Source organism: Variovorax sp. 05N34 (assembly GCF_056397405.1).
The window spans coordinates 34,609-53,263 of the sequence record NZ_JBFTNI010000011.1 but is presented as its reverse complement, the minus strand read 5'-3'; the positions used below and the strand labels follow the sequence as shown (position 1 = coordinate 53,263).

Below are 18,655 nucleotides of genomic sequence, written 5' to 3'. Positions count from 1 at the left end.
ACGATGAACCCGACAACTTCTCCTTCCGAACTCGATACGGCCGCCCTCGTCACGCTGCTCGCAGAGTTGCTGCAGCGCAAGCGCTGGATGATGGCGACCGCGGAAAGCTGCACCGGAGGCCTGATCGCGGGCGCATGCACCGATGTCTCGGGTTCGAGCAACTGGTTCGAGCGCGGCTTCGTCACCTATTCGAACGAGGCAAAGACCGAAATGCTCGGAGTGGATGCGGCGTTGGTTGCGGCGCATGGCGCGGTCAGCGAGGAAGTCGCGCGCGCCATGGCAGAAGGTGCGGTCGCGCACTCGAAGGCGCAAGTCGCGGTGGCGGTCACGGGTGTTGCCGGGCCAACTGGCGGATCGCCCGAAAAGCCGGTCGGCACGGTGTGGTTTGGCTGGTCGGTGGACGGCCACGTGCGCACCGAACGCCGCCGTTTCGACGGCGACCGCGCCGAGGTGCGCGCCGCCACCGTTCGGTACGCGCTGCAGGTGCTCGCCACGCTGGTCAGCGGCTAGCAGATCAACGCCAAACGCGTGGTCGCTGGGCTACGATGCCGCGATGCGCAACGAACAAACCATCCGCCGCTTCTACGACGCGTTTGCGCAGCTTGATGCGGACACCATGGCCGCCTGCTACGCGCCCGACGCCACCTTCGATGACGAAGCGTTCTCGCTGCGTGGCGCGCGCGAGATCGGCGGCATGTGGAAGATGCTCTGCAGCGGAACCAAGGCCAAGGGCGCGGCGGTCTGGAAGCTGAGCTATCGCGATGTTCAGGCCGATGCAACCACAGGCCGCGCGCACTGGGATGCGCATTACCTCTTCAGCGCGACAGGGCGCATCGTCGACAACGCCATCGATTCGCGCTTCACCTTCACGCCCCAGGGCCTGATCGCGACGCAGCGCGACGAATTCGATTTCTGGCGCTGGGCTCGGCAGGCGCTCGGCGCGCCGGGCCTGTTGCTCGGCTGGTCGCCGATGCTCAAGAAGAAGGTGCGCGCGACTGCCGCTGCCAATCTGGCGACCTTTCTGGCGCGCACGTCATAGACCCTGAAACACCAACACCGGACACCGGGCACTGGACACCGCAAATGACCGATATCACCATCACCAACAATCCCGCCGCGCATCGCTACGAAGCCACCATTGGTGGCGAGCTTGCCGGCTACTGCGAATACAACCTGCTGAGCGAAGCGATCATGTTCACGCACACCGAAGTGCTGCCGGCATTCGAAGGCAAGGGCGTGGGCTCGGCCATTGCGAAGCACGTGCTCGACGAGGCGCGGTCCGAGGGCAAGCACGTCATTCCGGTATGCCAGTTCATCGCAGGCTGGATCCGCAAGCACCGCGACTATGCCGACCTGGTCCGGCCTGACATCCAGCGCGCCTTCAAGATCTGAACGGGAGCGAGCATGGCCGACAAGGTCCTGGTCTTCTACGGCTCCTACCGGTCCGACCGGATGGGCATTCGCCTCGCGGACTACGTCGTCAGGGGTCTCGCAGCGCGCGGTGCGGAGCCCGAACTGATCGACGCCCAGGCCGTGGGCCTGCCCATGCTGGACCGGATGTACAAGGAGTACCCGAAAGGCACCGCGCCGGCGGCGATGGAAGCGCTGGCCGACAAGATCCGCAAGGCCGATGCCTTCGTATTCGTGACGGGCGAATACAACTGGGGACCGCAACCCGGTCTGAAGAACCTCACCGACCACTTTCTGGAGGAGTGGTTCTGGCGCCCCGCTGCCGTTGCGAGCTATTCGGCGGGCCGCTTTTCAGGCGTCCGGTCGGGCACGATCTGGCATTCGATCCTGTCGGAGATGGGCATGGTCGTGGTTTCGAGCACGCTGGCGGTCGGGCCGATTTCCCAGACGCTGGACGCGGATGCCAAACCCACCGGAAGCGCTGGCGATGCGCTGGTGCGTTCGTTCGGACGTTTCGCGGACGATCTTGCCTGGTGGACCGAGGCTGCCCGTGAACAGCGGGCGCGCAAGGCGCCGCCGTACTGAGCGGTCAGGCGCCGTGGCATTTCTTGAATTTCTTGCCGCTCCCGCAAGGGCAAGGATCGTTGCGCCCGGGCGTCGCCTCCTTGCGGATGGTCTCCACGCGCGGACCCATGCTGCGCCATAGCTGGCGCAGGTCGTACACGGCCCATATCGCCGCGCCGAAATCGTCGATGCGTTCCTGGCTCACGCTCGGCGGGCCGTCTTCGCTGTACATCGAAACCGTCGGTGTGCCCTTGTCGTCCTCGGTCAGCGTGACGATGGCGTCGAGCGCTTCGTCGAGCATCTGCGCGCCTTCCTTGTCGCGCGGCGGGGTCCATTCATCGGGCCAGTTCTCGACCGCATACATGAAGCCGAGAGCCCACACTTGGGCGAACGACGGGATGGACTCGCCCGCCATTTCGGCGCGCTCTTCTTCCGGCAGCGCGGCGATGGCGCCGCGCGTGTCGAGCACTTCGGGCTGCCAGGTGCGTTCGTCGTCCAGCGATTGCACATCGGCGTCGAGGCCGGTCTCGATCTCGCGCCAGCGGCGTTTCCACCGCCAGACGAATTCCATGTGCTGCGCCGGTGCGAATGTGTCGCCGAGCAGCACAGGCCAGTACTCGGCCGGCTCGATCGGCCGGCGCGTGCAGACCAGCGCGGCCATGAAGCCTTCGCAGAATTCCCACTGGGGGATCTCTTCGTCCTGCTCGCGCATTGCATCGAGCGCCTGGTCCTGGGCGTCGAAATCGTCGGGCCCGAGCGGTGCGTTGTCGGGCTGAGGGGGGGTCTGGGGGTCTGAAAGGGTAGTCATGTCTGGCACAGGGAGCCCTCTATGATGCAGCAAGGTTCCCGGAGACTCCTTATTCCTACACCGCTGATTCCGCCGTTTCCAACGCGTTACACGGCCTTTGTGCTGTGCGTGACTGGCTTTTTTGCCAGTCTCGCCGCTGTACTGCTCATGCCGACCCTGTGGACGGGTTGGGTCGCTTTCGTGGTCTTCGCGGTGCTCACCGGCACCGGTGTGCACGATCTGCGGCAGACGCCGCACGCCATCCTGCGCAACTATCCCGTGATCGGCCACCTGCGTTTCCTGCTGGAATACATCCGGCCCGAGATGCGGCAGTACTTCATCGAAAGCGATTCCGAAGCGGCGCCTTTTTCGCGCGCACAGCGCTCGCTGGTCTACCAACGCAGCAAGGGCGAGCCCGACAACCGGCCTTTCGGGACGCAGCTCGACGTCACGATCTCCGGCTATGAGTGGATCAATCATTCGATGCAGCCCACCCGCCTGGACGACCATGATTTCCGAATCGTGATCGGCGGCACGCCCAATCCGGCGTCCGCCGCCGGCGAGGTCTGCACCAAGCCCTACAGCGCGAGCGTGTTCAATATTTCGGCGATGAGCTTCGGCGCGCTGTCCGCCAACGCGATCATGGCGCTGAACCGCGGTGCAAGCCTGGGCGGCTTTGCGCACGACACGGGCGAGGGTTCGATCTCGTCGCATCATCGCGTCCACGGCGGCGATTTGATCTGGGAGATCGGCTCGGGCTACTTCGGCTGCCGCAACGACGACGGAAGTTTCAGCGAAGAGCGCTTCATCGCCAACGCGCGCGACCCGCAGGTCAAGATGATCGAGCTCAAGCTGAGCCAGGGGGCCAAACCGGGGCACGGTGGCGTGCTGCCCGCGCCCAAGGTCACGCCCGAAATCGCCGCCGCGCGCGGTGTGCCGGTGGGCGTCGAATGCGTTTCGCCTTCGTCGCACAGCGCCTTCTCGACACCGGTGGAGATGATGCATTTCATCGCGCGGCTGCGTGTACTTTCCGGCGGGAAGCCCTGCGGGTTCAAGTTCTGCCTGGGGCATCCCTGGGAATGGTTCGCGATCGTCAAGGCCATGCAGGAGACGGGCCTGACGCCGGACTTCATCGTGGTCGACGGCGCGGAAGGCGGCACGGGTGCGGCGCCGGTCGAATTCAGCGATCACGTGGGCGCGCCGCTCCAGGAAGGGCTCCTGCTGGTGCACAACACGCTGATCGGCGTCGGCCTGCGCGATCGAATCAAGATCGGCTGTGCCGGCAAGGTGATCACCGCCTTCGACGTGGCGCGGATGATGGCGCTGGGCGCTGACTGGTGCAATGCGGCGCGGGGTTTCATGATGTCGCTGGGCTGCATCCAGGCGCAGGCCTGCCACACCGGCTTCTGCCCGACGGGCGTGACGACGCAGGACCCGGTGCGGCAGAAAGCCCTGGTGGTGCCGACAAAGGCCGACCGCGTGCACAACTTTCATCGCAGCACGCTGCATGCACTGAAGGAACTGGTGCAGGCCGCGGGGCTCGACCATCCCCGGCAAATCACGGCGCACCACATCGTGCGCCGTATCTCCGACACGGAGGTTCGCCTGTTGAGCAATTTGGTGATGCAGGTGCAGCCGGGCGCGCTGCTGGGGCCGCTGGACGGCTTGCACACCGTGTTTCGCAATTACTGGCCGCTCGCCAGCGCGCGCAGCTTCCAGCCTTTGGCCTTGGCCGTATGAATCCTGTGAGAAGGGGCGGGATATCGACCCGCGTACAGATGCGCAAGGGGTTTGCCTCGGCGCCGGCGCCGCTCGAAGCGGCCGCGCTGCCACACCAGGCCGACGATTACGCCGAGTTCCTCCGGGCCATGCTGCCGCAGCAGACGAAAGCGGTGGCCAGCCATCGCTTCGGCACGGAGCGCGTGTGGATCAAGAAGGCCGGGCCGCGCCACGGGATGATGCGCTACCGCCTGCAAGCGGCGATCTCGGCCATCCTGCGGCTCGATGTGCTGGCGCCCGTGCCCAACCCGGGCGGCGAGGCGGCGCTGGTGATCGAGGCGCGCAGGCTCGAGCAACTCGCATTGGCGGGCCTGCGTGTTCCGACGGTGCTGGCACAGCAGCCTGATGGACTGATGATCTCCGACCTGGGCGAAAGCGGCCGGCCGGCCGTGGTGCTGCAGGAAAAGCTCGACCATGCAGCGGCGGCGGGCCCCGCATCGCTGCTCGCGGTATGGAGCGAGGGCCTTGCGGCCATCGCGCTCGTCCATTCCCGCGATGCCTATCTGAGCCAGGCCTTCGATCGCAATCTGGTGCAGTGCCCCGACGGCACCATCGGCTATATCGATTTCGAGGACGACCCGGGCGAAACGCTGCCGCTGGCCGAATGCCAGGCCCGGGACTGGCTCAGCTACCTGCACTCCACCGCGATGCTGGTCGATGCTGCGTCACCGCACGCCGCCGGAGCGCACTGGCACAGGACGCTGGCCGATGCGAGCGACGAAGTGCGGGCACGGCTCGCCTTGGCTGCGCGGCGCACCCGCTGGCTGCGGCACCTGCCGTCCGGCCGCCGCTGGGGGCGCGACACGCAGCGAGTGCGTGCCGTGGCGAGCCTGATGGCCCGCTGGTACGGCACCTAGCTCAGGTCTGGCGCCCTGATTCGAAGAGAAACCAGGTCCGCCGCTCAGCGTCGTCGATCCACATTTCCAGCAGGCTGGCCGTGGCGACGTCGCCGTATTCGTCGCACATCGAATGGGTCTCGCGCATGAAGGCGGCCACGCGCTGGTTGTCCTCGCGCAGTTCGGCCAGCATGTCGGCCGGCGTCACGAAGTCGGCATCGTTGTCCGCGATGCGCTGCAGGCGCGTGATTTGGCCGGTGGAACGCAACGTGGTGCCGCCGAGCTTGCGCACGCGTTCGGCAATGGGGTCGATGGTGGCGTAGATCTGGTCGGCCTGATCGTCCAGCAGCAGGTGGTAGTCGCGGAAGTACGGACCGGACATGTGCCAGTGGAAGTTCTTGGTCTTCAAATACAGCGCGAAGGTATCGGCAAGAAGCACATTGAGCTCCGCCGAGATGTCGCGGACTGCCTCGGCGCCCAGGGGACTCGGTGTCTTCAGGGGCGCCAGCCGCCGCTTCTTTGCATCCTTCGCGTTTTTCAGATCTGCCATGGTCATGGACTCCTTGATGATGAACGGTTCGCTTCCGGTTGTCGCGCTCGGCACGCCATTGCGTGTTGAGCGCAAGAAAGGGGTGTACCACCGGATGCCGCATTCCGGCACAGAAATTCAAAACCTGAAAGCTAAGCCCGATCGACGTCGACGCCAAGAGCCGCCAGCCGCTTGCGCATTGAAAGCACAGCGCGATCCTTGCTCACGAGCCGTGCGCGATGCGCCACAGCAAGGTCGATGAACATCTGGTCGTCCGGATCGCTGCAGACACATGGCGCCCGCGTTGGCGTGCCATCGACCATGCGGCAACGCGCATCGAAGGCGGCGAGCACCTCCGAGGCTTCGCGACCCTGCGAGGCCAGCCGGTTCGCGATCAGCGGATAGCCGAGCACTCGCGCGAGTTCGCCGCGCATGTCTGCGGTGGCAAGCCAGCACAGTCCTCCGGCCTGGAGCGCGGCTTCGAGCGGCGCGCGTGCAGGATCATCGAACACCAGCAGGTCCAGCACGATGTTGGTGTCGAGGACGACGCTGCCGATGGGCGCGGAAGGCGGCACAAGCGGGCTCAATCGCGGCGCGGGATTCCCAGGCCGGCAACGACCGCGGGCCGGGCGATGAAAGCCTCCAGCGCGCGCGTCACGTGCGGGAAGTCGGAGATCCCGACGAGGTCGCCTGCCTCATAAAAGCCGACGAGATTGCGCACCCACGGGAAGGTCGCGATGTCGGCAATGGTGTAGTCGTCGCCCATGAGCCAGGCGCGGCCCTCCAGGCGCTGGTCCAGCACGCGCAGCAGGCGCTTGGACTCTTCGACGTAGCGGTCACGCGGCCGCTTGTCTTCATAGGCCTTGCCGGCAAACTTGTTGAAGAAGCCGAGCTGCCCGAACATGGGGCCGATGCCTCCCATCTGGAACATGAGCCACTGGATGGCCTCATAGCGCGCAGCCGGGTCCTTCGGGAGCAGCTTGCCGGTCTTGTCAGCGATGTAGATGAGGATGGCGCCGGATTCGAACAATGCGAGCGGCTTTCCGCCGGGGCCGTTCGGATCGATGATGGCCGGGATCTTGTTGTTGGGATTGAGCGAGAGGAATTCCGGCGACATCTGGTCCTGCTTCTCGAAGCTGACCAGATGGGGCTCATACGGCAGGCCGGTTTCTTCCAGCGCAATCGACACCTTCACGCCGTTCGGCGTAGGCAGCGAATAGAGCTGAAGCCGCTCGGGATGCTGCGCGGGCCATTTCTTGGTGATGGGGAAAGCGGACAGGTCTGTCATGGTGCGATGTGACTTGGGACTTGGTTGACGGAATGACGTGGGCGCCATTCTGTCCCAGCCGCTAATCCTTGGCAGGCGGCTCCGGCGCAGGCCGTGCGCGGGCCGAGCCCGCAACCATGTCGAATCGGAACAAACGGCATTCGATGGGACCGTTCCACATCGGCACGCGGCGCGATTCCTTGAGCCGCATGCGCTTGGGCAATTGGAGATCGGGCGTGAGCACCCAGGCGGTCCAGCCTGCGAAGTTCTTTTTCCAGTGGGTGGCCAGTTGACTGAAGAACTGTCCGCCGTCTTCGGTCTGCGCCTGTTCGCGGCCGCGCGATACGCCGCCGACTTCGATGCGTTCACCGTAAGGCGGGTTCAGCACGATCACGCCAGATTCGGCGGGCGGCATTCGCTGCAAAGCGTCACCGCCGCGGAACTGAATGGCTTGCGCGACGCCGGCACGCTCGGCATTGCGTTCGGCGAAGTCCACCATGCGGTGCGAGACGTCGGAGCCAAAAACGGCGGGCGCCTGCTTCGGCTCCTTCGGCGCCGCCTCGGCTTTGAGGGCGGCCCAGACGTGGGCCTGAAAAGGCAGCAGCTTTTCGAAGCCGAACCGCCGCAGCGAGCCCGCGGCGATGCCGGACGCAATCTGCGCCGCCTCGATAGCGATGGTTCCGCTGCCGCAGCAGGGGTCGTACAGGGGCTGGGTCGACACCGCGCCGGTTTCGGGGTTCCACCAGCCGCTGGCAGCCAGCATGGCTGCCGCAAGCGTTTCCTTGAGAGGCGCATCGCCCTTGTCCTGCCGCCAGCCGCGTTTGAAGAGCGGCTCGCCGGAAGTGTCGATGTAGAGGGTGCAATCGTCGGTGGTCAGGTGCGCGAACACGCGGCTGTCGGGCCACTGGGTTTCGATGCTCGGCCGCACGCCGCCTGCCTTGGCCCGAAAGCGGTCGGCAATGGCGTCCTTGATGCGCAGGGTGGCGAAGTTCAGGCTCTGCAACGGGCTGTGCTGGGCGGTGGTCTCGATCTTGAAGGTCTGCTTGGGGGTGAACCAGATTTCCCAAGCCACGCCGCTCGCGATGGCGTAAAGGTCGTTCTCGCTGCGATAAGGCGCATGGGCCAGCTCGATCAGCACGCGCTGCGCCAGACGGCTGTGGAGATTGAGCTTCAAGGCGTCGCGCCAGTCGGCTCGCACCCGCACGCCGCCGCGCAGCGTCAGGAGATCCTGGCCGACGCGGCCGGTCAGCGCATGCACTTCCTGTGCAAGGAAATCCTCGACACCGGCGGCGCAGGGAAGAAAAAGCGAAAGATCATTCACGGCCCGATTGTCGCCTTGTCTCGATGCTGCTCTATAGTGGGCCGCCGATGAGTTCCTTGCCCACCACAGCCGTCGCAGAGGCTTCCACAGCCGATCGGTTCGCTGTGCATTGCGAGGTTCTGCGGCTCAGCACCCAGCCGAGCGGGCCGGTGCTGCTCGTGCAGTTTCTGCTCGACTGCGGCGTGGCAGCCCTTTTCGCATGGCAGTACTCGGTGCAGCATGCGGCCATCTGGATCGCGATGATCGCGGCCACCACCGCGTATCGCGGCTTCTTTCCGCAACGGCTGCCGGATCCGCTCACGCCGGAGAACATCCGGCCGGCCTTGCGCCTGCACACCCTGCGCATCGCGGTGCATGAGGGCGCCCACGGCGCGGCGGGCGTGCTGCTCTTCGATCGTGCCGATGCCACCTCGCAGCTGATGATCGGTCTGGTGGTCATGGCGATGACGCTGTCGTCGGTGTTTTCGGTCTCGTACTACACGCCTGCCATGCAATTGGCGATCACCTTGCTGTTGGCGCCGGTGATCGTCATGGGCCTGGCATTCGGCGCGCCGTCCATGATGGTGCTGGCACTGCTGGGTATCGGCCTGCTCGCCATGGTCTGGCGCCTGGTGGCCGAGCGTGCGCGGCAGCTCGAGGAAAACATCGGCCTGCGCCACAACGAAAGCGCACTGCGCGCGCAGGCACTGGCGGGGCTGCGCGAATCTCAACAGGCGCAGGCCGAGCGCTTGCGCTTCTTCTCGGCGGCCAATCATGATTTGCGCCAGCCGGTCATGGCGATGGGTCTCCAAGCCGAGGTGCTCCGGCACCAGTTGGATGTCGGCGAAGATCGATCGACGGTGCAGAACACCGTCGCTGCGCTGTCGCGGGCGCAGCAGGCGCTGGAAGGCTTGACCAATCAGTTGCTCGAGATCGGGCGCATCGAGGCCGCGGTGGATCCGATCGCGCGGGTTGCCGTGGCTCTGGCGCCGCTGCTGAACGACTTGGCACGCCAAGCCGGCAGCGGCCGCGTGCGTGTGCGGTGCCCCGCCAATGTGCTGGTCTGGACCGACGCCGTGGCGCTGCGGCGCATCCTGGGAAACCTGGTCGACAACGCGCTGAAGTTCACGCCCAAGGGACGCGTGCTGCTGGCTTGTCGGCGGCGCCCTGGAGGGTGGCGCATCGAGGTGCGAGACGCCGGAATCGGCATTGCGCCGGAAGCGCAGGAGCGCGTGTTCGGCGACTTCGAACAGGTCGGCAACATCGAACGCAACCTGCAGCGCGGGCATGGTCTGGGGCTCGCCATCGTGCGGCGGCTTGCCGAGCGGCTGGGCGTCCAGGTCACGCTGCGTTCGGCGCCTGGGCGCGGATCCGTGTTCGGCTTCGAATTGCCGGTCGCGCCAGAAGGCACACGAGCCGCGTCCTCCGTGGACCTGGGCGCCGATGCCGCCGCCACCCCGGCCACACTGCGGCCGGGTCTCGCAGTGCTCGTGGTCGAGGACAACGCCGTCGTGGCCGACAGCGTGGCGGCGCTGCTGCGTCTATGGGGTGCGCGTCCATATGTCTGCGCCTGCGCGGCGGAAGCATTGGCGCTGCCCTACCTCCCCGATTTCGAAATCGCCCTGTGCGACATCCGGTTGCCCGGCGAGCTCGACGGCATCGCGCTCGCCCAGGAGCTGCAACGGCGAAATCCGCGCCTCGCGATTGCATTGATTTCGGCAGACATCGACGACGCCACGCTTGAACTGGCCCGCGAGCGCGGTTGGCAGGCGCTGCGCAAGCCTGTGCAGACTTCAGCGCTGCGCACGCTGCTGCTGCGTGCGCAGCGCGATCCGGTCCCCTAGAGCGCCTTGCGCAGATTGGCCGGCGCGATGCGCAGGGCCTCGCGATACTTCGCGACGGTGCGGCGAGCGCACTCGATGCCCTGCTCCTTGAGCATTTCGGAAATCTGGCTGTCCGACAGCGGCTTCTTGAGGTCCTCCGCACTCACGAACTGTTTGATCAGCGCCCGAACTGCCGTGCTGGAGGCGTTGCCGCCGGTTTCAGTACCAAGTGCCGAGCCGAAGAAATACTTGAGCTCCACGGTGCCGTAGGGCGTGGCCATGTACTTGGCCGTGGTCACGCGGCTGATGGTGGATTCGTGCAGGCCCAGTTCGTCGGCGATCTCGCGAAGCACCAGCGGCCGCATCGCGAGTTCGCCATGGACGAAGAAGCTTTTTTGCCGCTCGACGATCGCATTGGACACGCGCAAGATGGTGTCGAAACGCTGCTGGATGTTCTTGATGAACCACCGCGCCTCCTGCAGGCGCTGCGACAGTGCCTGGCTGCCTTCGCCCTTGTGCTGCTTGAGCGCGCTGGCATAGATGTCGTGCACGCGCAGGCGCGGCATGACTTCGGGGTTGAGCATCACGCGGAACTTGGTGTTCGTGCCGTTGCCGACGCGCGAAACGATCACGTCCGGAATGACCACGTTGCGCTCCACGTCGACGAAGCGGCGGCCGGGCTTGGGCTCGAGCTTGGCGATGAGCTGCAGCGCGGCGCGGACTTCGTTCTCGTTGCTTCGCGTGAGCGTGACCAGGCGCTTGATGTCACGCCGTGCCAGCAATTCCATCGGCTGCTTGCAGACGGCGATGGCAGTCTTGCGGATCTGCGCTTCTTCATCGCTTTCGTCCTCGCTCGCCAGTGCGCGCAACTGGATGCTGAGGCACTCCCCAAGGCTGCGCGCGCCGACGCCCACCGGCTCCAGGCTCTGCAGCAGGCCGAGCGCGACCTGGAAGTGATGCACGAGGTCGTCGAACTGGTCGTTGTCGTCGCCGGCAAGGCCGGACGCGAGCGCGGGGAGCGAGTCTTCGAGGTATCCGTCGTCGTTGAGGGATTCGATCAGAAAGCGCAGCGCCGCACGGTCGGTATCCGTCAGCCGAAGTCCCAGCGCCTGGCGATGCAGAAACGACTGGAGGGACTCTTGGCTGCGCGCGAGTTCGGTCGCGTCGGTGCGCTCGTCGTCGCCGAGGTTGTTGGCACGGGCCGGGGCATCGCCACCCCATTCGCTGTCGTCCGGCGCGAGATCGGTGGTGCCGTCGCCCTCCCAATCGGGTTCGCTGTCGGTACCTTCGCCGGTGGCAGCCTCGGTGTCGGCGCTGGACGTGGTTGTAGATTCCGCCGTCGAGCTGGATGGACCCGCCACGAAGTCGCCTTCACCCCCACCCTCGGCCATCCGGTCGTCGTCCCGAACGGGTGCGTCAGCGGCATCCAGGCCGAATTCCTCGCGCGCAGCTTCCTCGGCGGTGCGCTCCAGGAATGGGTTGTCGTCCAGCATCTGCTCGACTTCCTGCGAAAGCTCGAGCGTGGAGAGCTGAAGCAGACGGATCGACTGCTGCAGTTGGGGCGTCAACGCGAGGTGCTGCGAAACACGCAGCGAGAGACCCTGCTTCATAGGAAACCGTTAGCCCTCGCCTGCACGGAGCACGAAGTGCGTAGCCAGAGGGGGAGCAACATGGTCACATCCTGAAATGCTCACCGAGGTAGACGCGCCGCACCTCGGCGTTGTCGACGATTTCCGAGGGCGTGCCTTGGGCGAGCACGTGCCCATCGCTGATGATGAAAGCGTGATCGCAGATGCCCAGCGTTTCACGGACGTTGTGGTCGGTGATCAGCACACCGATGCCGCGCTCTTTCAGGAAACTGATGATCCGCTGGATCTCGATCACGGCGATGGGGTCGATCCCCGCGAACGGTTCGTCGAGCAGGATGAAGCGCGGCTGCGTGGCCAGGGCGCGGGCGATCTCGACGCGACGGCGCTCACCGCCGGACAGGGCCAGCGCAGGCGAATCGCGCAGATGGTCGACGCGCAGATCGGCCAGCAGTTCGGCCAGGTGCTCCTCGATGCGTTGCTTACTCAGGGGCGCCAGCCGCCCCTGGGAATCGGGCTCGTACTGCAGTTCGAGCACGGCCCGGACGTTTTCCTCGACCGTGAGCTTGCGAAAGATCGATGCTTCCTGCGGCAGGTAGCTGAGCCCCATGCGCGCGCGGCGGTGGATGGGCATGTGGGCGATGGGCTCGCCGTCGATGGTGATCTCGCCGGCATCTGCGCGAACGAGGCCGACGATCATGTAGAAAGACGTCGTCTTGCCGGCGCCGTTGGGGCCAAGCAAGCCGACGACTTCGCCCTTTTGCACGCCCAGCGAGACGTCCTTGACGACAGTACGGCTGCCGTAGCTTTTTTGCAGGCCGCGCGCCTCCAGGCGGCTTCCCGCCATATCAACGCCTGTGCTCATGCCAGCGGTCTCGATCACTTCTTTGCCTCTCCGCCCAAGATGGTGGTGGACCGCAGGCCCCTGCCCTCGGCGGGCTTGGCGGCTGCGGCGGGCGCCGGCTTGCCGCCAGCGGCAGGCGCTGGGGCCGCGGCGGCCTTGGGCGTCAGGATGGCTCGGACGCGTCCGCCGGGCTGAGTGGCCACGCCGGCATTCGGAGGCACGGATGATCCGTTGACGGTGAACGTGTCGTTGCTCTGGTCGTAGACGATCATCGGGCCGCTGCTTTCGTCGTTGACGGTCGCGCCGATCAGCCGGCGCATGACGGCCTGGCGGATGAACTTCACGTTGTCGGCGCGGCTGTCGTATTCGATGGTTTCGCCCTGGCCTTCGATCCACTCGTCCGTACCGGCATCGCGCTTTTGCTTGTAGTACGCAAGTTTTCCTGGTGCGCCGGTGACCACGCCATATTGGTAGCCTTCCGGGTCCTGGCGGACGTCGATGCGGTCGCCGCGGATGAGGATCGTGCCCTTGGTGACCACCACGTTGCCTGTGAACACGCTGGTCTGCTTGAGATCGTCATAGCGCATCGAGTCGGCCTCGATGTTCATGGGCTTGGCGCGGTCGGCCTGCTCGGCTTGCGCAAACGATGCGATGCCGGTGAAGACCAGCGCCAGCAACAGCGCGCGACATGAATGACGAAAGGGAATGAAGGTAAGGGGCGATTGCATAGAGGCACGAAACTTGCTCTGTGATTGTATGCCCCCGGGTTGGCGCGGCCCTGCAGGCCTAGCGAAAAAGCCCGCCAAAGCGGGCCTTTCGGGGGAAGGAAGTCGGGCCGGCCCGACCTTGTCAGCCCTTGCGGGCTTCGGCAACCAGCGAATCCACGACCTGAAGCGCGCGCTCCATCGAACCGGCTGTTTCACCGTCAACATACCAGCGCCCGGCCACGCCGAATGCGGGTACTCCGGCCACCTGATAGTCGTTCGTGAGTTGGGCGGCGCGCTTGGCTTTGCCGACCACCGAGAAAGACTTGAACAGTTCGGCGAACTTCTTGGCATCCAGGCCTTGCTGCTTTTCTGCCCAAGCGAGGATGGCCGCGTCGCCGAAGATCGGCTGCCGCTGCTTGTGGATGGCATCGAAGAGCACCGGCTGGAATTCGTCCACCTTGCCCATGGCTTCCAGCGTGTAGTACAGGCGCTGCTTGGCTTCGGTGTCGTTGCCGACGAAAGGCACGGGCACGCGCTTGAAAGCAACGTTCGCGGGCAGCTTCTTGGCCCATGCTTCCAGTTGGGGCTCGAACGCTGCGCAATGCGGGCAGTTGTACGAGAAGAATTCGATCACTTCGACCTTGCCAGCCGGCGTGTCGACCGGCGCAGGCTTGCCCAGGACGATGTAGTCCTTGCCAGCTTTGGGAGGTTGCTGCTGAGCGTGCGAAGGTGCGGCCAGCGGAAGAAGACCCAGCGAAGCTGCGGCCAGCGAAAAGTCACGACGTTTCATATATGAATTCTCCTATGCGGCTGAAAGAGCCCGGCCTCCGGGGGGAGTTCCCGGAGCGCCAAGTGAAGGTTGGCAAAGCTCAACGTTGGACGCGAACCAGGGCGGACTCGAGACCGCCGCTGTCCAGCCGCTCCTTGAGCCGATCGGCGTCGTCTTTCTTGTTGAATGGACCCGCACGCACACGATAAACGGTGCGCCCTGCTTGCTCGCGCTCGGTCACGCGGGCCTCGACACCCATCAGCGACAGTTTGGCGCGCTGGGCTTCGGCATCTTCCGGCGTGCGGTAGGCCCCGGCCTGGACGAAATAGACAAAGGGATCGGCGCTGGCGCCCGACGAATTCGCGCTAGCGCTCGCAGTGGTGCTCGATGCCCCGATGCCCGATCGGGCGCGGGCCAGATCACCGAGGGGGTCGCTGGACGGCGTTGCATTCGCCTCGGCTGGCACGGGTGCGGTGCGCGGCGGACGCGTCGGCGTTGCCGGCGCCACCACCACGGGGACAGGCGCCGAGCTCGGCGGATTCAACGGGCCGACGGTGGCCGGCTGGGATGGCGTCGCGGCGGCATTGGCTGGCGCGGCCGGCGGACGGGCGGCCGGCGCCGACTTGCCTGCCAGCGGCGCATTCGGATCCCAATCGCGGTTCTTGCGCGCCTCGGCCTCGTCCTGCTCGGGGCCGCTGCGCTGGGTTTTCGTCATGAACGGAATCGGCACCTTGGTCACATAGACCGCGATGCCCAGCGCCACACCGAGCCCGAGCACGAGGCCGATGATCAGGCCGATGACGATATTGCCGCTTTGTCTTTTATTCATGGTGGAAGTCAAATCACATCTTCCTCGGCGCGCTCACGCCGAGAACAGCGAGGCCATTGTGCAGCACCTGTGCGGTCGCGGCGACGAGGGCCAGGCGCGCCAGCTTCACGGGCTCTTCGTCGACCAGAATGCGCTCGGCGTCGTAATAGCTGTGATAGGTCGCGGCCAGTTCGCGCAGGTAGAAGGTCACGTCGTGYGGCGCAAAATCCTTGGCCGCTGCCGTGAGCATGGTTGGATATTTGGCGATCTGCAGCAGCAGCGCCTGCGAGGCGGCGCTCTGCAACGGCGAGAGGTCGACGTCTTTCAGTGTGCCGACGTCACCGCCCCAGCCCGCCAGCACCGAGCAGATGCGCGCATGCGCGTACTGCACGTAGTAGACGGGGTTGTCGTTGTTCTGCGCCAGCGCGAGATCGATGTCGAAGGTGTATTCGGTATCGGGCTTGCGGCTCAGAAGGAAGAAGCGCACGGCGTCGGTGCTGGTCCATTCGATCAGGTCGCGCAGCGTGACGTAGCTGCCCGCCCGTTTGCTGATCTTGACCTCTTCGCCGCCCCGCATCACGCGCACCATGGTGTGCAAGACGTAGTCCGGGTAGCCGGCCGGGATACCGACTCCCGCTGCTTGCAGGCCGGCGCGCACGCGCGCGATCGTGCCGTGGTGGTCGGTGCCCTGGATGTTGACGACCTTGTGGAAGCCGCGCTCCCACTTGGCGATGTGATAGGCCACGTCGGGCACGAAGTAGGTGTAGGTGCCGTCGCCCTTGCGCATGACGCGGTCCTTGTCGTCGCCGTAGTCGGTCGACTTGAGCCACAACGCGCCGTCCTGCTCGTAGGTCTTGCCGGCTTCGATGAGCTTCTTTACCGTCGCCTCGACGCGCCCGCTCGTGTAGAGGCTGGACTCCAGGTAGTAGTTGTCGAACTTCACCTGGAAAGCCTTCAGGTCCAGGTCCTGTTCATGGCGCAGGTAGGCAACGGCAAACTGGCGGATCGAGTCGATGTCTTCGACGTCGCCGCTGGCGGTGTATTCGCGGTCGTCCGAGCGGACCGTTTTCTTCGCCTTGAAATCCTCGGCGATATCGGCGATGTATTCGCCGTTGTAGGCCTGCTCGGGCCATCCCGGTTCGCCCGGCTTGAGCCCCTTGGCGCGCAATTGCGTGCTGGTCGCAAGCGTCTGGATCTGCACGCCGGCATCGTTGTAATAGAACTCGCGATAGACGCTCTGGCCCTGCGTTGCAAGCAGGTTGCAGATGGCGTCCCCCAGTGCGGCCTGGCGCCCATGGCCCACATGCAGGGGGCCGGTCGGGTTTGCCGAAACGAATTCGACGAGGACGCGTTCGCCGCTGGCGGGCTGGTTACCGAAGGCGCCGCCCGAATTCAGCACTTCGCGCACCACCTGTTGCTTGGCGGCCGTCTTGAGGCGGATGTTGAGGAAACCAGGGCCGGCGATTTCGATCGACTCCACCCACTGGGTGAAGGCCGGCGTCGCGAGCAAGGCGGCGCTGAGTTCTTCGGCCAGCTCGCGCGGCTTGCGCTGGAGTGGCTTGGCGAGCTGCATGGCGGCTGTGCTGGCGAGATCGCCATGTGCGGCCACCTTGGGTGACTCGAACGCGGCCTTGTTGCCGGCGCCGGGCGAGAGGGATTCGAGCGTGTTCGCGAGCGCCGCGAGCAGCTCCTGTTTGACCAATAGCATCGCGGGATTTTACCGGGGGCAAAACCGGGATACGTCACGTTCGTCAATGAAGGTCATCCAACCGTGAAGGTCGCCCGTTAGAGTGGACAGCCCCGGGGTGGGGGAACCAGTCACAACCTGTCGTCAAGGATTCCAAACACCATGAAAAAACTCCTTTCCCTGCTGGCTCTGGGCGCATCGCTGTCCTTCGGCGCCGCGCATGCGCAATCCACTTGTGATGCTCAGGCTGCGGACAAGAAGCTGAACGGCGCCGCCAAGACGAGTTTCGTCAAGAAGTGCCAAAAAGACGCGAAGGCAGCCGTGGAGTCGAGTTGCGCGGCGAAGGCGATCGACAAGAATGGCAAGGCGCTGGCTGGGGCGGCCAAGAACAGCTTCATGAAAAAGTGTGAAAACACTTAACCCCCCAGGCTCGCGCACTTCGTGTCGCTCTCCACCCCCCCTGCTGGGGGCAACACCGGCGGCCCGGCGAAGCCGGTTCCGCGGTGTTCCACGGATTGGGCGGGGCGGTGGGGTTGGTGGGGTTTAGGGTCTTGCGGCGAAGCCGCGGGCGAAGAAGACTGCGACGAGGGGGATGACGGCGATGATGTGCGCCTGGATCATCACGAGTTTGCGGGTCTTGCGGATGTCGGCCTCTGCGGGTAGCGAGCCGCTGGAGCGCAGGGTTTTGCGCCAGCGGAAATAGGTGAGGGTCGGGAAGATGGAGATTGCGCCCACGATGATGAAGAGCGCGAGCTTCACGTGCAGGAGCGGATTGGTCCAGTACCACGCGGTGCCCTTGATGCCCCACAAGGTGCGCGCGACGCCGGTGGCGAGCACGCTGATGGCGGCAATGCCATAGATCATGTCGACCTTGGCGAGTCGCTCCACGACAGCGGCGTTGAGCCACTCCACGCGGCAGAGCGCAGCCTCGCTCGCGATGAAAACGACCATCGTGAGAATGGCCAGGAGATGCAGGTATGCAAGGATCGCTTCAAGCGTCATCGGTGGGGTTCCTCGGTTGTCGACGGCGGTGCGATTGTGCCGCCCCAGAACTCCGGCCGCGCATATTGCGCCTTCAAAAAATCGAGCCAGAGCCGAACCCGCAACGGCAGATGCTTGCGCTGCGGAAAGACCGCATAGATGCCATTCGGCGGAGCGGCATATTCGTCGAGCAGCGGCACGAGCAGTCCAGCATCTATTTCCGCCTCGACTTCCCAGGTGCTGCGCCACGCAATGCCGTGGCCGGCCAGGCACCAGTCATGAAGTACCTGACCGTCGGAGCAATCGAGCGGCCCGGTTGGCTTGAGGTGGATCACCTCGTGCTCCCCGCCGTCGGTCGGTACACGAAACGCCCACCCGCGAGTCTGCGATGCGTCGCTCGACAGGCTGAGGCACGCAAAGCGCACCAGTTCGCCAGGATGGCGAGGCGCGCCATGCCGGCGCACGAATTCTGGCGTCGCGACGCAGCGGCGACGATTGTCGGCAAGGCGCAGGCTGACCAGCGATGAATCGGGGAGATCGCCGACGCGCACCGCACAGTCGAAGCTCTCCCCGGCCATGTCGACCACGCGGTCGCTCAAGTTGAGCGAGATGGTCACTTCCGGATGCAGTTCATGAAATCGCGGCACCAGCGGCGCCACGTGCCGCCGCCCGAAGCCCGCAGGCGCAGTCACCCGCAGATGGCCGCTGGCCTTCACGCCGCCCGCACTGACACTGGCCTCCGCGTTCGCGAGTTCGACGAGCAGGCGCTGGCAGTCCTCCAGGAAGGCGCTTCCTTCGTGAGTGAGCGAGATGCGCCGAGTGGTGCGCACCAGCAGCTTCACGCCCAGGCGCTCTTCGAGCGCATCGAGGCGGCGACCGATGATGGCTGGCGCGACCCCCTCCGCCTTGGCCGCTGCCGTGAGGCTTCCGCGCGTTGCGATCGAGACAAAGGTTTCGAGTTGCTTGAGTCGGTCCATG

Annotated in this window: 21 protein-coding genes; 8 read left to right on the top strand and 13 right to left on the bottom strand. The window is 65.4% G+C overall.

Translation table 11 applies throughout. The annotated features are described in order from the left end of the window. The first annotated feature begins 3 nt into the window (after positions 1–3). From AC1DMA_RS26000 to AC1DMA_RS25985, 4 genes are read left to right on the top strand one after another with little or no spacing between them, the layout of a single operon-like run. A complete protein-coding gene (locus AC1DMA_RS26000; RefSeq protein ID WP_478145925.1) occupies positions 4–510 on the top strand; it encodes a CinA family protein in 507 nt (168 codons plus the stop codon). A gap of 43 nt (positions 511–553) precedes the next feature. Next, positions 554–1,039 (top strand): nuclear transport factor 2 family protein, encoded by a 486-nt coding sequence (locus AC1DMA_RS25995; protein WP_478145924.1) that lies wholly within the window; start codon positions 554–556, stop codon positions 1,037–1,039. Then, entirely contained in the window at positions 961–1,392 is a 432-nt protein-coding gene (locus tag AC1DMA_RS25990; RefSeq protein ID WP_478128643.1) for a GNAT family N-acetyltransferase, read from the top strand. Before AC1DMA_RS25995 ends, AC1DMA_RS25990 begins: the two co-directional genes overlap by 79 nt. A gap of 12 nt (positions 1,393–1,404) precedes the next feature. Next, complete coding sequence (locus AC1DMA_RS25985) at positions 1,405–1,995, top strand: NADPH-dependent FMN reductase (protein WP_478128624.1); 591 nt, start codon at positions 1,405–1,407, stop codon at positions 1,993–1,995. 4 nt (positions 1,996–1,999) lie between these two features. Here the strand turns inward: AC1DMA_RS25985 and AC1DMA_RS25980 are convergent, their stop codons facing one another. Then, a complete protein-coding gene (locus AC1DMA_RS25980) occupies positions 2,000–2,782 on the bottom strand; it encodes a UPF0149 family protein (protein WP_478145923.1) in 783 nt (260 codons plus the stop codon). 24 nt (positions 2,783–2,806) lie between these two features. On the opposite strand from AC1DMA_RS25980, the gene AC1DMA_RS25975 reads away from it, so the two are divergent. Next, complete coding sequence (locus AC1DMA_RS25975) at positions 2,807–4,501, top strand: FMN-binding glutamate synthase family protein (RefSeq protein WP_478145922.1); 1,695 nt, start codon at positions 2,807–2,809, stop codon at positions 4,499–4,501. Then, a complete protein-coding gene (locus AC1DMA_RS25970; protein ID WP_478145921.1) occupies positions 4,498–5,397 on the top strand; it encodes a BUD32 family EKC/KEOPS complex subunit in 900 nt (299 codons plus the stop codon). Before AC1DMA_RS25975 ends, AC1DMA_RS25970 begins: the two co-directional genes overlap by 4 nt. 1 nt (position 5,398) lies before the next feature. On the opposite strand, the gene AC1DMA_RS25965 is transcribed toward AC1DMA_RS25970, so the two are convergent. The 4 genes from AC1DMA_RS25965 to AC1DMA_RS25950 all read right to left on the bottom strand — a co-directional run bounded on the left by AC1DMA_RS25965 (position 5,399) and on the right by AC1DMA_RS25950 (position 8,493). Next, positions 5,399–5,926 (bottom strand): Dps family protein, encoded by a 528-nt coding sequence (locus tag AC1DMA_RS25965; RefSeq protein WP_478145920.1) that lies wholly within the window; start codon positions 5,924–5,926, stop codon positions 5,399–5,401. Positions 5,927–6,057: 131 nt separating this feature from the next. Continuing rightward, positions 6,058–6,480 carry a putative toxin-antitoxin system toxin component, PIN family gene (locus AC1DMA_RS25960; RefSeq protein ID WP_478145919.1) on the bottom strand — a complete coding sequence of 141 codons (423 nt, stop codon included), beginning with the start codon at positions 6,478–6,480 and terminating at the stop codon, positions 6,058–6,060. Positions 6,481–6,488: 8 nt separating this feature from the next. Further along, entirely contained in the window at positions 6,489–7,193 is a 705-nt protein-coding gene (locus AC1DMA_RS25955) for a glutathione S-transferase N-terminal domain-containing protein (RefSeq protein WP_478145918.1), read from the bottom strand. Between the two features lie 61 nt (positions 7,194–7,254). Next, positions 7,255–8,493, bottom strand: a complete 1,239-nt coding sequence (locus AC1DMA_RS25950; protein ID WP_478145917.1) for a THUMP domain-containing class I SAM-dependent RNA methyltransferase — start codon at positions 8,491–8,493, stop codon at positions 7,255–7,257. Between the two features lie 47 nt (positions 8,494–8,540). Here AC1DMA_RS25950 and AC1DMA_RS25945 point away from each other — a divergent pair, with 47 nt between their 5' ends. Next, the gene (locus tag AC1DMA_RS25945; RefSeq protein WP_478145916.1) at positions 8,541–10,316 is read left to right on the top strand and encodes a sensor histidine kinase; all 1,776 of its coding nucleotides are present in this window, start codon (positions 8,541–8,543) and stop codon (positions 10,314–10,316) included. Here the strand turns inward: AC1DMA_RS25945 and AC1DMA_RS25940 are convergent. From AC1DMA_RS25940 to argS, 6 genes are all read right to left on the bottom strand, one after another. After that, positions 10,313–11,905 carry an RNA polymerase factor sigma-54 gene (locus AC1DMA_RS25940; protein WP_478145915.1) on the bottom strand — a complete coding sequence of 531 codons (1,593 nt, stop codon included), beginning with the start codon at positions 11,903–11,905 and terminating at the stop codon, positions 10,313–10,315. The genes AC1DMA_RS25945 and AC1DMA_RS25940 overlap by 4 nt on opposite strands. Before the next feature lie 64 nt (positions 11,906–11,969). Next, positions 11,970–12,746, bottom strand: a complete 777-nt coding sequence (gene lptB / locus AC1DMA_RS25935) for an LPS export ABC transporter ATP-binding protein (protein WP_478145914.1) — start codon at positions 12,744–12,746, stop codon at positions 11,970–11,972. Positions 12,747–12,760: 14 nt separating this feature from the next. Then, positions 12,761–13,453 (bottom strand): lipopolysaccharide transport periplasmic protein LptA, encoded by a 693-nt coding sequence (lptA, locus tag AC1DMA_RS25930; RefSeq protein ID WP_478145913.1) that lies wholly within the window; start codon positions 13,451–13,453, stop codon positions 12,761–12,763. A gap of 121 nt (positions 13,454–13,574) precedes the next feature. Then, positions 13,575–14,222 (bottom strand): thiol:disulfide interchange protein DsbA/DsbL, encoded by a 648-nt coding sequence (locus AC1DMA_RS25925; RefSeq protein WP_478128613.1) that lies wholly within the window; start codon positions 14,220–14,222, stop codon positions 13,575–13,577. 79 nt (positions 14,223–14,301) lie between these two features. Next, the gene (locus AC1DMA_RS25920) at positions 14,302–15,030 is read right to left on the bottom strand and encodes an SPOR domain-containing protein (protein ID WP_478145912.1); all 729 of its coding nucleotides are present in this window, start codon (positions 15,028–15,030) and stop codon (positions 14,302–14,304) included. 13 nt (positions 15,031–15,043) lie between these two features. Continuing rightward, positions 15,044–16,717 carry an arginine--tRNA ligase gene (gene argS / locus AC1DMA_RS25915; RefSeq protein ID WP_478145911.1) on the bottom strand — a complete coding sequence of 558 codons (1,674 nt, stop codon included), beginning with the start codon at positions 16,715–16,717 and terminating at the stop codon, positions 15,044–15,046. A gap of 141 nt (positions 16,718–16,858) precedes the next feature. Between argS and AC1DMA_RS25910 the strand changes: the two genes are divergently transcribed. Further along, a complete protein-coding gene (locus tag AC1DMA_RS25910; protein WP_478128610.1) occupies positions 16,859–17,116 on the top strand; it encodes a hypothetical protein in 258 nt (85 codons plus the stop codon). A 123-nt stretch (positions 17,117–17,239) separates the two neighbouring features. Here the strand turns inward: AC1DMA_RS25910 and AC1DMA_RS25905 are convergent, their stop codons facing one another. Both AC1DMA_RS25905 and AC1DMA_RS25900 read right to left on the bottom strand, forming a co-directional pair. Further along, entirely contained in the window at positions 17,240–17,698 is a 459-nt protein-coding gene (locus AC1DMA_RS25905) for a DUF2214 family protein (protein WP_478145910.1), read from the bottom strand. After that, entirely contained in the window at positions 17,695–18,654 is a 960-nt protein-coding gene (locus tag AC1DMA_RS25900) for a LysR family transcriptional regulator (protein WP_478145909.1), read from the bottom strand. The genes AC1DMA_RS25905 and AC1DMA_RS25900 overlap by 4 nt, the downstream gene beginning before the upstream one ends. Position 18,655 lies beyond the last annotated feature (1 nt).

Bases quoted from the DNA above. Each gene is read 5' to 3' on its own strand.
- AC1DMA_RS26000 (WP_478145925.1), top strand. From the start codon at position 4: ATGAACCCGACAACTTCTCCTTCCGAACTCGATACGGCCGCCCTCGTC.
- AC1DMA_RS25995 (WP_478145924.1), top strand. From the start codon at position 554: ATGCGCAACGAACAAACCATCCGCCGCTTCTACGACGCGTTTGCGCAG.
- AC1DMA_RS25985 (WP_478128624.1), top strand. From the start codon at position 1,405: ATGGCCGACAAGGTCCTGGTCTTCTACGGCTCCTACCGGTCCGACCGG.
- AC1DMA_RS25980 (WP_478145923.1), bottom strand. From the start codon at position 2,782: ATGACTACCCTTTCAGACCCCCAGACCCCCCCTCAGCCCGACAACGCA.
- AC1DMA_RS25975 (WP_478145922.1), top strand. From the start codon at position 2,807: ATGCAGCAAGGTTCCCGGAGACTCCTTATTCCTACACCGCTGATTCCG.
- AC1DMA_RS25970 (WP_478145921.1), top strand. From the start codon at position 4,498: ATGAATCCTGTGAGAAGGGGCGGGATATCGACCCGCGTACAGATGCGC.
- AC1DMA_RS25965 (WP_478145920.1), bottom strand. From the start codon at position 5,926: ATGGCAGATCTGAAAAACGCGAAGGATGCAAAGAAGCGGCGGCTGGCG.
- AC1DMA_RS25955 (WP_478145918.1), bottom strand. From the start codon at position 7,193: ATGACAGACCTGTCCGCTTTCCCCATCACCAAGAAATGGCCCGCGCAG.
- AC1DMA_RS25945 (WP_478145916.1), top strand. From the start codon at position 8,541: ATGAGTTCCTTGCCCACCACAGCCGTCGCAGAGGCTTCCACAGCCGAT.
- AC1DMA_RS25940 (WP_478145915.1), bottom strand. From the start codon at position 11,905: ATGAAGCAGGGTCTCTCGCTGCGTGTTTCGCAGCACCTCGCGTTGACG.
- lptB (WP_478145914.1), bottom strand. From the start codon at position 12,746: ATGAGCACAGGCGTTGATATGGCGGGAAGCCGCCTGGAGGCGCGCGGC.
- lptA (WP_478145913.1), bottom strand. From the start codon at position 13,453: ATGCAATCGCCCCTTACCTTCATTCCCTTTCGTCATTCATGTCGCGCG.
- AC1DMA_RS25925 (WP_478128613.1), bottom strand. From the start codon at position 14,222: ATGAAACGTCGTGACTTTTCGCTGGCCGCAGCTTCGCTGGGTCTTCTT.
- AC1DMA_RS25920 (WP_478145912.1), bottom strand. From the start codon at position 15,030: ATGAATAAAAGACAAAGCGGCAATATCGTCATCGGCCTGATCATCGGC.
- AC1DMA_RS25910 (WP_478128610.1), top strand. From the start codon at position 16,859: ATGAAAAAACTCCTTTCCCTGCTGGCTCTGGGCGCATCGCTGTCCTTC.
- AC1DMA_RS25905 (WP_478145910.1), bottom strand. From the start codon at position 17,698: ATGACGCTTGAAGCGATCCTTGCATACCTGCATCTCCTGGCCATTCTC.
- AC1DMA_RS25900 (WP_478145909.1), bottom strand. From the start codon at position 18,654: ATGGACCGACTCAAGCAACTCGAAACCTTTGTCTCGATCGCAACGCGC.